Below are 12,861 nucleotides of genomic sequence, written 5' to 3'. Positions count from 1 at the left end.
CAAAGAAAGTTGCTTTTTTCGCTTATAATTGTTCTCTCAATTCATTTGTCATTTGTTTCACTAATTCAGGTCTGCCATGAAATTGGGCAGGTGTATTTTGGAATAATACAACTTTCCATTCATCTTCTATTAACTCTAGAACCAACGTGTGATGAGTATTTACCTCTGGCTTTATATCAGATTCACCAGGTGGAATCATGCCGGCAATGGCTCTTAGAATGGCTCCCTTATCACCAAAAAACTTAATTTCTTTCACCTTGGTAACGTAAGGAGCAGTGGGGTGGTCTCTAAAGATCGGCTCTAAATGGGCAACAATTTCTTCTGGTCCCTTTGATATACTTCCATCAAACCCTATACTCTCACCGGATTCAGAAAATAGACTAGCCATTCCTTGTGCATTCCGCTCATTCCAAGAAGAGGTCAATTGTTTATATACCCCTTTAATTATTTCTTCATAATTTTCAATCATGGAAATCCTCCCTTTTAATTCAATACAATTATTATTTCATATAAGGAATCCAATCTAAACTTTTAATGAGGTTCTTTCTTTAAATAATGAAATTAAGAAGTAACAGATTCCTTATGCGTCTAAAAGTACTTATCTCAAAACTGAGTCTTCAACAATCTTACCCGTTTCTTTAAGACTCAGTTTTGATATATATACCCCCAAATTGAAAAAAGTGTTTATAACGTCAAGGTAGATAACCTGAATTCAAGTGCAATTCGAATAAAGAAAGAAACAGCCCTGCAACAAATCATTTCTCTCATGGCCCTTTCAGAACAGACTACCTATATAACGGTGTCTTCCCCACCACGTCAATGCTTAAGTAAAGCGGGGGTGAGACACCATCGCACTATAAACGGAAAACAAAAACGTCTGGTTCCACTGTATGATGGTACGAAAAGAAGGGCAATACCAGCAGATCTCCTTGGGCACTAAGTCATCCTTTAGTTCTCTAACGTCCCGGGGGAATTTTTTTCGATGAAGACAGGTTTGCTCGATATAGTTCTCATTTCATAAATGCTGAATAGGCTTAGAAGGGTAGTTTTTTATGAAAGGAGCATGATCCATGTATTACCGTGAAAATCCTGATCAGTTGGCCTGGGAAGCTGCGAAGTATGGTATGATGGCTGATTATTTCAAGTATACCGATCCTCAAAAGCATATGTATTACTACCAAAAACACTTCGAGTGTATGTATCGCTGGTTGAATCAGCGCAATAATGGCGGCAGCGGGATGATGGGCATGAATGAAGAAGCCAAGGTGCGCGTGCTTCATGCCTCACCTGATGCGCCGGCGGTTGACGTGTATGTCAATGGCCAGCAGATTTTGGAAGGACTAACTTATAAGCAGCAAAGTGAGTATTTAAATGTGGCTGCCGGTCAGTACCAGATTGATATTTACCCGGAGGGCGAGATGGGTCAGCCGGTGTTATCACAAATGGTAGAAGTAGAGCCTGGGAAAATGTATACCGTAGCAGCCGCAGGCACGCTTGATGATCTGCAGCTGCTTGCGGCCGTAGATAGTGACAGTGTGTCTTCAGGAAAAGCGAAGGTAAGATTCTGGCACCTGTCACCGAATGCGCCAGCAGTTGATATTGCAGTAAAAGGCGGCGATGTTCTATTCCGTAATGTTCCTTTCGGCAAAGCGACTCGTTACATCACCCTGTCCCCGACAACGGCGGACCTCGAAGTGCGTGTAGCGGGAACGAACCAGGTGGCACTTACGGTAGAAGATGCTACGCTGAATCCGAATCAAGGGTACACAGCTGTGGCTATTGGCCTCGTCGGTGAGGAACCCCCGCTTGAAGCCATGTTTCTTAAACCATAACTACGAAAAAACAGGCAGCCTCTCTGCCTGTTTTTTTACGTAGATTTAGATACTCATGACTCGGACCATTTATGAATACGATGTATGAAGAGGAACTTTTCACTAAGGAGGAAATTACATGCCCATAGAAAACAGCACTCATTACATTTATACCGTGCAGCCCGGGGACACGCTGTATTCCATCGCGAGACGTTTCGGCAGTGAAGTGTCCGATATCGAACAGGCAAATGCCCTTTATCCCCCCATTACGGATCCTGGCTTGATTTATCCTGGACAAATTCTCTTAGTTTCCAAACAAGGTCCGAATCAGACCTATCAAATCGTCAGTCCTGGTGAAACGCTCAATCAATATGCCCGGCGCTTTTCTTCCAGTGTCGATCTATTATTCGGCATCAACCCACAGCTTGGGGACCCGAACTATATTTATCCGAATCAAGTACTGCTCGTCCCAGCTTTTGTTTATGAGATTGAACAAGGAGACACGCTGAATAAAATCGCCCAGCGGTTCGGTATTTCGCTTGCCAGCCTGCTTGAAGCGAACCGGCAGCGTCCTGGCATCGGGCCGGACGTCATATACCCAGGCTCACGACTCATCCTCCCGCTCCCTTCTTCTTACAACATCGTTGTTTCCCGTCCGTTCCCGGGCACTCAAATACGAGAGGGGCAGAAACTTGCCGGATTTGCGCGAGCGTTCGAAGGAAGTATTTTATATCAAATTAAAGATGATGAAGGCAACACCGTGACAAATGAAGCACCTATTCAAGCCTCAGCAGGAGGACCCGCTTACGGTACCTTCTCTGAATCTATCGTATTTGACGAGGATCCCGCTTCTTCCGCGGGGGAGATTTGGGTATATACGAGAAGTGCGAACGACAACAGCGTCCAGGATCTCGTTCAAGTTCGTGTGTTATTTTAATAATAGGTTAATAACAGCCAAAAAAATGAACTTCCGGATTATATCGAAGTTCATTTTTTCTGCTTTCATATTGGCATTTTCCTTGATAACGGTGTTTGTTAAGTTTGTTAGGATTAAGCTGGCCAATCAAAAAGCCCAACTCCTCAGTAATTAACTAGAAATTGGGCTATAGCTGTTTTTTTAAAGCATTCGATTGTTTATTTTAAAAAAGAAAATCACCGCTCTACCTCATTCTATCTACTTCCATTATATCGCTGTTCATAAAGTATTAATAGACTACTCTTTCGCTAGTACTTGTCATATACTTTAATATACCAATCTGCACAGGGGGATCCCGTATGAATGAGAAAAAAGATGTCTTAGATCATGGCCCTTTCTTTCATGGCACGAAAGCAGAACTCGATATTGGAGATCTATTAGAACCGCAGCATTTATCAAATTACCAGGACAAAAAATCCAACTATATTTATTTCACGGCAACATTAGAGGCTGCGAAGTGGGGTGCTGAACTAGCAAAGTCCACATCTAAAGAAAGAATCTACGTTGTAGAACCATTAGGTGACTTTGAAAACGATCCAAATGTAACCGACAAAAAATTCCCCGGGAACCCGACCCGCTCTTACAGGTCTAAAATGCCACTGAAAATAACAGCGGAATTAAAGGCATGGGAAAGGCATTCCGATGAACAAATAAATCATATGCTTTCTCATTTGAAAAAGCTGCGCGATCAGGGGAAAGCTGTAATATATGATTAATTTCTAAATTACAAGGAAACTACCATTTAGTTATTCTCCCCAACCGGGCTTAGTGAACGAGTAAATAAAATAACATACACTAAGAATGCAAGTAATGGTATCATTTAAAATGGAGATGTACAAAAGGAGCATGGATGCAAATGGGAGATATCCTTTAATGGCCAAGTAATTGAATGGATGTATTGAGATCCTTTTATTAAAGGGTTTCTTAACCATTTTCATTTATCCCATTATAGGATCGCTGAGTTCATGTGCTATAAACACACCGGGCGAATATCTATATTAGGTATTTGCTTTTTAGTTTGGTGAGCTTACATCTCCCCTAGCAATTTGCTCGGCGTTTCCGTTAGGAGATGCTACTATGAAACCACTAACGAATAAGATAGCGATTATTACTGGTGCTAGTCGAGTACATGGTATCGGTACTGCCATATGTAAGAAGTTAGCCAGCGAAGGGGCAGACGTTTTTTTCACCTACTGGTCCAAGTATGATCGAACGATGGATTATTTTCATGATGGTGACATTGGCTGGCCGCAACACCTTATGGAGGAAATCCGCAGTTTAGGTGTTCGATGTGAATCTATGGAATTGGATCTATCGCAGCCTCAAGCACCTAAGACACTGCTTGATAAAGTTAATGAGAAAATTGGATCTCCTTCAATTCTTGTAAATAATGCCACACATTCCGTGGATGTAGATTTTCGTTCTATAAACGCGGACAACCTTGACTCTCACTATAGTGTAAATGTTAGAGGCACGTGTCTCTTAACTGTGGAGTTTGCTCGTCATATTGAAGGCAGGCATGGGGGCCGAATTATTAACATGGTCTCTGGCCAGGACAAGTCACCTGAGCCGGGAAATTTGGCTTACGTTGCAACAAAAGGGGCTGTTTCTGCTTTCACAAAATCAGTTGCTCTTGAATTAGCATCACTACAAATCACGGTTAATGCCGTAGACCCCGGGCCCACAAACACGGGTTGGATGAATAGTGAGTTGAAGAAAGACTTATTACCGAAATTTCCAATGGGACGACTTGGAGAACCTAGTGATGCTGCCAAATTAATAGCATTTCTAGCAAGTGAAGAATCTGAATGGATTACGGGGCAGATCATTCATTCAGATGGAGGTTTCTGGTGATTTAATAAATTCGTGAAACACTCTGTTAAGGTTAAATTAAGCAATCCAGGACGTCACAACAGCATCCTGGATTGCTTTTTTGTTGGATTCGTTCCACTATCCTACGTAAACAATTTCACCATTTTCCTTTTTGGCACGTATCGTAATTTTACCTAGATTTTGTTGGGGATTTTTATATCCGCTTTCAACTTCCTCAAATAGCGTCGATAATAGAGTTTCTACTTCACCTAATGTTGTATCTTTAGAAAGATTATGTACATGCATTAACTCCACACCTTTATGTGCCCCTGATGTTCCTTGGGCTTCAACTTCTCCAAATGCTCTAACTTCAATTTCTATTTTCAATTTTTCTTCCCCTCCAGACTAGAGTTATTTTTTAGTACAAACTTCCAAATCCACTCCCTTTTTCTTTTATCCATAAAATTCTATAACCGCTCCTGAATATCCTTCAAATTTAGGATAAAGGGCGAATACTATGTAAAGCATCCGCCCTCGTTTGTATCATCTGTGCAGTACCGTATTTATGAAATGTCGATTATTAGTCTTATTTACTAAGGCACTCCAACAAACGGAGAACTTTAATACAATCGATTGTGTTTCAGTTTTGTTTCGTTAATGCGCTCATTGATTAATCGGGCACGCTTAGCAGAACGGTCTCTAGCTGCCGGTGCACTTTTTTCAATCGAGATTACAAAAATCAAAAAGTTAATTCTCATCAGTTATTCCTCCTACTTGATAGTCACTAAGCGGAGTCCTTCTCCGCATTTAACCAATCCATAAATTCAATCCTTAGTAGTTCAGCCATCGTTGACACTCCCTTTCTTAGATAAGATTTTTGGTCATTGCTTTCCGGTCAAGGCATCGATCTTGAGCACTCGGTCGGTAACCGGGAATTGGAGCATACTTTTGCTCTTTACGCCGGTTGATACGAATTGTAAAAATTAAGAATTGCATGGTCATTGTTGCTCACCTCCTTAAAAATCGTAAATTTATATCAAAAGAGTAAAATTACCCTTTGATTCCATAAGAAAAAGCCACAGGGATCCTGTGGCTCTGCTTGAGTCTCTCCGTTTATGGAGGGGTCAAAAAAGCTACAGGTATCCTGCAGCTCTGCTTTAAACACACTCCATTTATGGAAGGCGCAAAAAAGCCACAGGAATACAATATGCATCACCTGCGGCTGTTATGAACCTATTTTCAGAAAAAATGTTTTAGGGTCTAATACATAGCGCAGGTCGATTTAGTTGTACAGTTTGGTTGTAAGTTGATGTTTTCATCATTGGTTTCGACCTCGCTTTCTGGTAATTTTTATCTTTCACTGGAAATTATATAAGAAGCTTTCGTTAAAGTAAAGCCTAACTTTCAAAAAAATCACAAAAATGCAAAATATCTGCCTGACCGTCAATAAATTCTTTGATTATTAAAGATGATTTTTATTCACCCGCAGCATAGAATCTGCACCTTTTTGAAACTCATAGGGAACCTTTACTTCTTTGACTGCATACCCATGATCCTTTAAATAGTGTATGACACGATCCAAATGCTCGTATCTATTTCCTTCTAGATCCACCAAAGGAAAAAGCCTTAACTCTTCTTTTGTTACTCTGAGCATTTCATTAAGAGTGTCTAAGTGGAACTGCAAATCTAAACGGTCGGCATACGTGAATAAGAAGTGTGCCGACAAAAGGATATCAAACTCGTTATCATTAAATAAAAGCGATGGTAATTCAACAGGCATATAACGCTCACTATTCTTTTTCATATCTTGCGTGCAAGTAAGTAACGCTTTTTCCCGATGTTTCTTTAACTGATCAATATCCTCAAAATTATCCCAAACGTAATTACTTTTTGCCTTCTCCATATGCGTCATGGCATGTTGAATGTCATCTTGCCCTTTCGCTCTTAGATCGTCTGCACAATGATCATATGCGATATCACATGCAGTAATATTCAGCCCTCTTAAGCGACCTTCCGCGGTAAAGGAGCATGCTCCTGATGGACAGTCCAGGATTTGTCTGCCTTTCAACTCTTCTTCTGACAATAAAAACATGTCCATATATTCTTCGTACGTTCTCCCAATAAAAATAACCTTTTCCAAGTCTAACTTTGTTCTCTTCTCAACTCTGCTCATCTATACTCACCTCACCTAAAGAGTACAATTATGGTAGCACAGGATTTGGAAAATTAACACAAGCGCTGAAAATTTTCGATAGGTTTTCCACACGTTTTCGAAACAACTAATACAGTCTTTTGGAATACCCTTCTTCCAGCCTTTTCTGGATGGAGTCAACACTCATATTGGGTAGTTTGGCATGTTCAAATATTATTTTGGCGGCCGACGGCAGTATGGTCTGTTGCGGCCAGGAATCAGGTTCCCATAACCCCGAACGTTTGAAGGCTTTAGCACAATGAATAAAGCATTCTTCTACCTCAACCCCGATACCCACGAGAGGTTTTTTCCCTTTAAACGCCATGCTTTCAAGCAGCTCATCGTCTGTGACCAAAGCCGCTTTTCCATTAATCCTCAATGTCTCACCTAAGCCGGGGATAAAAAAGAGAAGACCTATTCTTGGATTGGATAAAATATTACGCATAGTATCTATTCGTTTATTTCCAGGCCTTTCAGGTATGACTAACTGCTTTTCACTTAGAACTTGTACAAATCCTGTCATATCCCCTCTTGGAGAAACATCACAAAAGCCATACTCATCTGAAGTTGAAATAACCAAAAATGGAGATTTAGAAATAAATTGTGCACAATGGTTATCAAGATATGTAATTACTTTGTTATGAACCAGCTCACTAGGAAAACCAATCATTGAGCGTAATTCTTCTTCTGTTTGAATAATATTCTTAAACTGATAGTTTCCTTTCACATGTACACCTCCCATTACTTGGTGTTCTGCTTAAAAGATTCTTTTCTTTCACACATCTGCTCCATAGGCTCAATAGGGCTGTATCACTATTCAAAGTCAGCCCCAGACTAGATTTTAAGATGCCATCAATTTTTTTCTTTTAAAAATGGAGGGTGTTTTGTAAAGACAAATAAAACAAGTAACCCAAAAGCAGAAAAAATAATCGTGTAAACAGCTGCAAATCCATACATAGTAAAGCTTTTATAAATAGACCAGCCAGTAATAACACTTACGAGCAAGGCAGGTATGTAATGTTTCTTTTCTTTACTGTTTTTAACCTTTATCAGTAAATATATGATTTGTACAAGAACAAGAGTTAGAAGTACTACCTTAATAACCACTTTTATCCCCCCTCAGTTAGCACATTAAGCTATAGTCAACTGTCTTAAAGACTCATGGTCCATATGTATCTATTTATACCTTCTATTAACCTTATCTTATCACAATAAAAGGAATAAAAAGGAAAGTGGTTACAGTACTCTACATGACCGCTAACGAAACAACTGCCTGTCCTGATATAATGGGGGCGAGTCTCACTACAACTCTTCACCATTGCCTTCCAGACCTTACATCGTTCAAGTGGATAAATTCGTAGAATAACTGATCAGGCCATTAAATAATGGGTTTTATAAAAGATGATAGAGTGAAAAAGAAATACTATATTCCAGGAAAAAGGAGACTAAACAATGAAAAATGTGAGATGGGGAATCATCGGATGCGGTGATGTCACTGAAGTTAAAAGCGGACCCGCATTCAATTTAGCAGAAAACAGCTCATTGACAGCGGTTATGAGGCGGAACGGGGACCTGGCGAAGGACTACGCCGAACGTCATGGTGTCCCGAAGTGGTATGATCAAGCGGAAGATTTAATCAACGACCCTGAAGTGGATGCTGTTTATATCGCCACTCCTCCATCTTCTCATAAAGAGTACACCCTGAAGGCAGCTGAAGCAGGAAAGCCTGTATATGTTGAAAAACCCATGGCTATGAATGTCGAAGAATGCAAGGAAATGGTCGAAGCTTGCAGCCAACAGCAAGTTCCTTTATATGTAGCCTTTTACAGACGCTCTCTGCCTCGATTTTTGAAAGTAAAAGAACTTCTCGACAATAATGAGATCGGTGATATTCGTTTTGTTTCCATCCAGCAGACCCAAAAATTAGTAGAGAAAGATGAGAACGATAACCTCCCCTGGAGAGTACAGCCTGACATAAGCGGCGGAGGCCTGTTTTATGATGTAGCCTCTCATACATTGGATTTGTTTGATTATTTACTCGGGCCTGTGAAAGAAGCGAAAGGTATCGCAGCCAATCAAGCAAAAGGCTACCCGGCAGAGGATATTGTAAGCGGAACCTTCCTTTTCGAAAGCGGTGTGATCGGAAATGGCGTATGGAATTTTTCTTCTTACAAACATGAGGATACCAATCGAATCGTGGGCTCAAAAGGGGAAATCATTTTTTCCTCCTTTGATGAAAAACCAGTGACACTTATCAAAGAATCAGAAACCCAATCATTTATGATCGAACGCCCTAAACATATTCAAAAGCATCTCATTCAGGAGATTGTAAATGAACTTATTGGTAAAGGGAGCTCCCCAAGTACGGGCGAGACTGCTTTACGTACAAATCGAGTGATGGACGAGCTGGTAAAAGACTACTATCAAAAACAAGTATAGAAACGATGAATAGGAGGAGTTCCATGTCACACCCCATTCGCATTGGAATTATTGGAGCAGGCGAAATCGCCAGAGGTGCCCATATTCCGAGTTACCAAAGTTATGGGCAGGACGTTCAAGTCGTTTCTGTATCTAACCACAATAGAGATAAAGCCGTTCAATGTGCAGAGCAGTTTTCCATCCCTTACGCCTATGAAGATGAACAACAAATGCTTCAGGAAATGGAACTTGATGCCGTAAGCATTTGCACCCCGAATAAATTTCACGCCTCCCAAGCGATTGCCGCTCTGCAGGCCGGGTGCCATGTGCTCTGTGAAAAGCCGCCGGCTATGACGGTGAAGGAAGCAGAGAAGATGGCTTTAGAAGCAGAAAAAGCGGGAAAGATCTTAACCTATGGGTTTCATTTCCGTTTCCAACCCGAGGTAGAGACGTTAAAGAAATACATCGACGGCCGTGAGTTAGGGGAGATTTATGCAGCCCAAACGCACTACAACCGAAGAAGAGGAATTCCAGGCTGGGGTGTATTCACGAATAAAGAACTCCAGGGCGGAGGAACGCTGATCGATAATGGTGTTCATATGCTGGACACAGCCTTATATTTAATGGGATATCCGAGACCTAAAACCGTCTTAGGGGCTACTTATCAAAAGATCGGCCAGCGCGCTGGAGTAGGATTAATGGGCGAGTGGGATTATGAGAACTTTTCGGTAGAAGATATGGCTAGAGGAATGATTACGTTTGAAAATGGATCTTCTCTTATGTTCGAATCTACTTTTGCCGCGAACGTAGAGACGCTGAGCAGTAAAAAAGTGTCCATTATGGGTGATCGCGGCGGCGCAGACCTTTTCCCATTAAAAATATATCAGGAAAAATACGACACACTGGTGGACACCACCCCTGCTTATGTAGAAGAACGAAATGTGCACGAATCCCTCGTTCACGATTTTATCGAATGTATTCTCCATGACAAACAGCCATTAAGCACTCCATTAGAAGGAGTGCTCATCCAACAAATTATCCAGGCTCTTTACGAGTCAGCAAAAACGGGAGAAGCTGTAAATATAAACGGAGGATAAATAACAGCAGGCACAAGAATGAAATGACACTCCAAAGAGGAGGATTGTTCTATTCTTCTGTAAAATGACGGAGGTTCTTTCGATAAAGCAGCTTAAAATAAGAGAGTCTTTCAAAATGCACCCTGTAGAGTAGAAGCTTTAAAGAATCTACTCTATAGGGTACATTTTATTCTTTTACGTAAATAAAAAAGTTACTTTTTATATAATTTCTTGCGCCTTCCCCATAAAGTTAAATAAAGAGGGTATACCCTTATTGGAATTAATAAAAAGGGAGGAGTAACTATGAATGCTTATTTTCTATTAGCCATAGCCATTGTTTGTGAAGTTATAGGGAATGCAATGCTTAAAGCGTCAAACGGTTTCAAAATACTCTTACCTTCTTTAGGAGTAGTCGTGAGTTTTGGTGTGGCTTTCTATGCTTTATCTTTAACATTACGGGCAATGCCCATTGGAGTGACTTACGCTATTTGGGCAGGAGCAGGAACAGCACTTACTACATTACTTGGTATTACAATCTACAAGGAGAATATTAATACAGGAAAACTTCTTGGGTTAGTCTTAATTATCGGCGGCATAGTTTTACTGAACATAGAGAGCACCCTTTAATTCTAGTGAAAGAGGTAGGCATATGAAGTATTACATTTATTTAGCTATTTCAATTTTAGGAGAAGTTTTTGGTACGACCATGCTCAAAATATCAGATGGATTTACCGTTTTACTTCCATCTGCAGGGGTTGTGGCGGGTTATGGGTTTTCATATTTTTGCTTATCCTTGTGTCTGAAAGTTATTCCATTAAGTTTAGCCTATGCCATTTGGGCAGGATTAGGAACAGTGCTGACCGCGATCATTGGCTTTGTTGTATGGGATGAGGTTTTTACCTTCTTTAAAATTTCCGGGGTTATATTAGTCATAGGTGGAATTCTACTGCTTAATATGTCTGAGAACGCAGATACAGCAAAAAACTCGAGCTAATGTTAGGGATTGTAAAAGTACCAGAGAAATCAGAAGCCCTAACATGGGCTTCTTTCACTAAATCCCAAGATAGTTAGAGAAGGACTATTGATTACAACTGCACTCATATTCCTTAAATCTATATTCTTTGTACAACCTTAACTCATTAAAGTCACTTGTCTCGGATTCATAAAGCTTTACTAAAGGTGCAACATCTTTCTTTGCAAATTTCCTTATTTGATTATCTATATCAACAGTCAAATCTAAAGGATATTCGTTCATATCTTCATATAGATTATTGTGTTCACACACATCATACGTCACTGCCATATAAAATCGTGTCATCCTATCACCCCAACTCTATAAAATAAATCTACATCCTTTTTGCCGGTTAGATTTCTATCCTTGTCGTAAATTCCATTCTCCTACTCTTTAAAATCCTGTAATTAAAGTCCCGACTATGAACAATAACCCAAATACGAAATAGATATAAGAAGTTCCTCTTTTCTTAGAGATAAAATTTTCCAAACCGAACAAGAAAATCCCAAACCCAAAAATAAAAGCAGCGATATTTATGTTTATAAAAGCTGCTCCTATTGACACTAGCAATAAAATAAATCCAATTATCTTCATGTAAACACCCTTTATATTTATTAGTGATTGATTGCAATTAATGAATGGCTTTCAGACGATACTACAGTCTAAATAATCTGACCAAATTAAAGAAAAGCTAGAACGTATAACTTGTTAACTTGAAACTCAATAGTATCAAGATTAACAACCATCAGAATTTAACTGTTGAATTATTTTATGTATTTCATCTAATTCGTCTATAACATAGTCTGCTTCTACTGCATTCCATTGATGGTCCCTTTTCCAAATACCTATCATTCCAACGTCTTTAGCTGCCTTCACATCTTTCTCTGGATGATCCCCTATAAATACACACTCTTCCGGATACACCTTCAGCCTTTCAGATGCTCTCTTAAAAATGATTGGATCAGGTTTTTTTACTCCTTCCCAATCAGATATAAGAATAGAATCTAGGTTGCGGTCAATTTCCAAAGCCTTTACGTTATCCATTTGGAATTGACCTTTTCCATTAGATATCATCCCAATAAGAAAGTTATCTTGTTTCAATTTCTCCAGCGTTTCTAAGAGTTTTGGGAACGGTACGCAGTTTTCCTTGAAGTAAGTTAAATAATCCTCTAGTAATTCCTCCCACGTCGTTCCCTGAATAGAAAAATCATGTATTAATTGTTTATACACCTTGTCCTTCCACACATATCCATGATGATCCAGTTCAATAAACCTTCGTATGTACTCTTCTTTCGGTATATGATTCAGTGACTCATTCAATCGCTCGTATTGTCCGGCTATAAAAAATTTTACTGATTCATCTCGGTTCAATAAAGTCCCATCTAAATCAAAAATAACGGCTTTAATAATGTTAATTCCCCCGATTGGCTTTATTTTCAGGCTACCCTGAAAATAAATACTGCTTTAAGGCCGCACTAAATAAAGGGGATCTTATTACTTTTTTTAAAATCCCTGAACCATTCTGATATTGATTTCACCATTCATCTAAGCCGACTGTGGCGATA

The 12,861-nt window shown here is 39.8% G+C and carries 16 protein-coding genes; 8 read left to right on the top strand and 8 right to left on the bottom strand.

The annotated features are described in order from the left end of the window. Positions 1–22: 22 nt before the first annotated feature. Entirely contained in the window at positions 23–469 is a 447-nt protein-coding gene (locus LF817_RS17095; protein WP_253937026.1) for an SgcJ/EcaC family oxidoreductase, read from the bottom strand. A gap of 601 nt (positions 470–1,070) precedes the next feature. On the opposite strand from LF817_RS17095, the gene LF817_RS17090 reads away from it, so the two are divergent. The 4 genes from LF817_RS17090 to LF817_RS17075 all read left to right on the top strand — a co-directional run bounded on the left by LF817_RS17090 (position 1,071) and on the right by LF817_RS17075 (position 4,641). Continuing rightward, positions 1,071–1,832, top strand: coding sequence for a DUF4397 domain-containing protein (locus LF817_RS17090; protein WP_253937025.1), 762 nt, complete (start codon positions 1,071–1,073; stop codon positions 1,830–1,832). Positions 1,833–1,950: 118 nt separating this feature from the next. After that, positions 1,951–2,748 carry a LysM peptidoglycan-binding domain-containing protein gene (locus tag LF817_RS17085; RefSeq protein ID WP_253937024.1) on the top strand — a complete coding sequence of 266 codons (798 nt, stop codon included), beginning with the start codon at positions 1,951–1,953 and terminating at the stop codon, positions 2,746–2,748. Positions 2,749–3,086: 338 nt separating this feature from the next. Beyond that, positions 3,087–3,503 carry an NAD(+)--rifampin ADP-ribosyltransferase gene (gene arr / locus LF817_RS17080; RefSeq protein WP_253937023.1) on the top strand — a complete coding sequence of 139 codons (417 nt, stop codon included), beginning with the start codon at positions 3,087–3,089 and terminating at the stop codon, positions 3,501–3,503. 361 nt (positions 3,504–3,864) lie between these two features. Next, positions 3,865–4,641 carry an SDR family oxidoreductase gene (locus tag LF817_RS17075; RefSeq protein WP_253937022.1) on the top strand — a complete coding sequence of 259 codons (777 nt, stop codon included), beginning with the start codon at positions 3,865–3,867 and terminating at the stop codon, positions 4,639–4,641. Between the two features lie 96 nt (positions 4,642–4,737). Here LF817_RS17075 and LF817_RS17070 read toward each other — a convergent pair whose 3' ends face one another. The 5 genes from LF817_RS17070 to LF817_RS17050 form a co-directional block, all read right to left on the bottom strand. Beyond that, complete coding sequence (locus LF817_RS17070) at positions 4,738–4,986, bottom strand: hypothetical protein (protein WP_253937021.1); 249 nt, start codon at positions 4,984–4,986, stop codon at positions 4,738–4,740. 233 nt (positions 4,987–5,219) lie between these two features. Then, complete coding sequence (locus tag LF817_RS17065) at positions 5,220–5,357, bottom strand: hypothetical protein (protein WP_253937020.1); 138 nt, start codon at positions 5,355–5,357, stop codon at positions 5,220–5,222. 704 nt (positions 5,358–6,061) lie between these two features. Next, positions 6,062–6,772 carry an SAM-dependent methyltransferase gene (locus LF817_RS17060; protein ID WP_253937019.1) on the bottom strand — a complete coding sequence of 237 codons (711 nt, stop codon included), beginning with the start codon at positions 6,770–6,772 and terminating at the stop codon, positions 6,062–6,064. A 106-nt stretch (positions 6,773–6,878) separates the two neighbouring features. Beyond that, positions 6,879–7,532 carry a pyridoxamine 5'-phosphate oxidase family protein gene (locus LF817_RS17055; RefSeq protein WP_256558355.1) on the bottom strand — a complete coding sequence of 218 codons (654 nt, stop codon included), beginning with the start codon at positions 7,530–7,532 and terminating at the stop codon, positions 6,879–6,881. A 110-nt stretch (positions 7,533–7,642) separates the two neighbouring features. Further along, positions 7,643–7,897, bottom strand: a complete 255-nt coding sequence (locus tag LF817_RS17050) for a hypothetical protein (protein WP_253937017.1) — start codon at positions 7,895–7,897, stop codon at positions 7,643–7,645. 345 nt (positions 7,898–8,242) lie between these two features. On the opposite strand from LF817_RS17050, the gene LF817_RS17045 reads away from it, so the two are divergent. From LF817_RS17045 to LF817_RS17030, 4 genes are all read left to right on the top strand, one after another. Next, on the top strand, positions 8,243–9,229 hold the full coding sequence (locus tag LF817_RS17045) for a Gfo/Idh/MocA family protein (RefSeq protein ID WP_253937016.1): 987 nt from the start codon (positions 8,243–8,245) through the stop codon (positions 9,227–9,229). A 23-nt stretch (positions 9,230–9,252) separates the two neighbouring features. Further along, positions 9,253–10,305 carry a Gfo/Idh/MocA family protein gene (locus LF817_RS17040; RefSeq protein ID WP_253937015.1) on the top strand — a complete coding sequence of 351 codons (1,053 nt, stop codon included), beginning with the start codon at positions 9,253–9,255 and terminating at the stop codon, positions 10,303–10,305. A gap of 282 nt (positions 10,306–10,587) precedes the next feature. Further along, positions 10,588–10,911 (top strand): DMT family transporter, encoded by a 324-nt coding sequence (locus tag LF817_RS17035; RefSeq protein ID WP_253937014.1) that lies wholly within the window; start codon positions 10,588–10,590, stop codon positions 10,909–10,911. Between the two features lie 22 nt (positions 10,912–10,933). Continuing rightward, positions 10,934–11,278: a DMT family transporter gene (locus tag LF817_RS17030; protein WP_253937013.1), complete on the top strand. Its 345-nt coding sequence runs from the start codon at positions 10,934–10,936 to the stop codon at positions 11,276–11,278. A gap of 84 nt (positions 11,279–11,362) precedes the next feature. Here the strand turns inward: LF817_RS17030 and LF817_RS17025 are convergent, their stop codons facing one another. Both LF817_RS17025 and LF817_RS17020 read right to left on the bottom strand, forming a co-directional pair. Further along, positions 11,363–11,587, bottom strand: a complete 225-nt coding sequence (locus LF817_RS17025) for a hypothetical protein (protein ID WP_253937012.1) — start codon at positions 11,585–11,587, stop codon at positions 11,363–11,365. A 444-nt stretch (positions 11,588–12,031) separates the two neighbouring features. Continuing rightward, positions 12,032–12,706, bottom strand: coding sequence for an HAD family hydrolase (locus tag LF817_RS17020; RefSeq protein WP_253937065.1), 675 nt, complete (start codon positions 12,704–12,706; stop codon positions 12,032–12,034). Positions 12,707–12,861: the final 155 nt, after the last annotated feature.

The sequence above is a fragment of the Halobacillus sp. A1 genome (assembly GCF_024189295.1).
Lineage (GTDB): Bacteria > Bacillota > Bacilli > Bacillales > Halobacillaceae > Halobacillus_A.
Note: the sequence above shows the minus strand (reverse complement) of the source record. Positions and strands in the feature narration are given on the sequence as shown.

Coding starts and splice junctions, on each gene's coding strand:
- LF817_RS17095 (WP_253937026.1), bottom strand. CDS start 469: ATGATTGAAAATTATGAAGAAATAATTAAAGGGGTATATAAACAATTG.
- LF817_RS17090 (WP_253937025.1), top strand. CDS start 1,071: ATGTATTACCGTGAAAATCCTGATCAGTTGGCCTGGGAAGCTGCGAAG.
- LF817_RS17085 (WP_253937024.1), top strand. CDS start 1,951: ATGCCCATAGAAAACAGCACTCATTACATTTATACCGTGCAGCCCGGG.
- arr (WP_253937023.1), top strand. CDS start 3,087: ATGAATGAGAAAAAAGATGTCTTAGATCATGGCCCTTTCTTTCATGGC.
- LF817_RS17075 (WP_253937022.1), top strand. CDS start 3,865: ATGAAACCACTAACGAATAAGATAGCGATTATTACTGGTGCTAGTCGA.
- LF817_RS17065 (WP_253937020.1), bottom strand. CDS start 5,357: ATGAGAATTAACTTTTTGATTTTTGTAATCTCGATTGAAAAAAGTGCA.
- LF817_RS17060 (WP_253937019.1), bottom strand. CDS start 6,772: ATGAGCAGAGTTGAGAAGAGAACAAAGTTAGACTTGGAAAAGGTTATT.
- LF817_RS17055 (WP_256558355.1), bottom strand. CDS start 7,532: ATGGGAGGTGTACATGTGAAAGGAAACTATCAGTTTAAGAATATTATT.
- LF817_RS17045 (WP_253937016.1), top strand. CDS start 8,243: ATGAAAAATGTGAGATGGGGAATCATCGGATGCGGTGATGTCACTGAA.
- LF817_RS17040 (WP_253937015.1), top strand. CDS start 9,253: ATGTCACACCCCATTCGCATTGGAATTATTGGAGCAGGCGAAATCGCC.
- LF817_RS17035 (WP_253937014.1), top strand. CDS start 10,588: ATGAATGCTTATTTTCTATTAGCCATAGCCATTGTTTGTGAAGTTATA.
- LF817_RS17030 (WP_253937013.1), top strand. CDS start 10,934: ATGAAGTATTACATTTATTTAGCTATTTCAATTTTAGGAGAAGTTTTT.
- LF817_RS17025 (WP_253937012.1), bottom strand. CDS start 11,587: ATGGCAGTGACGTATGATGTGTGTGAACACAATAATCTATATGAAGAT.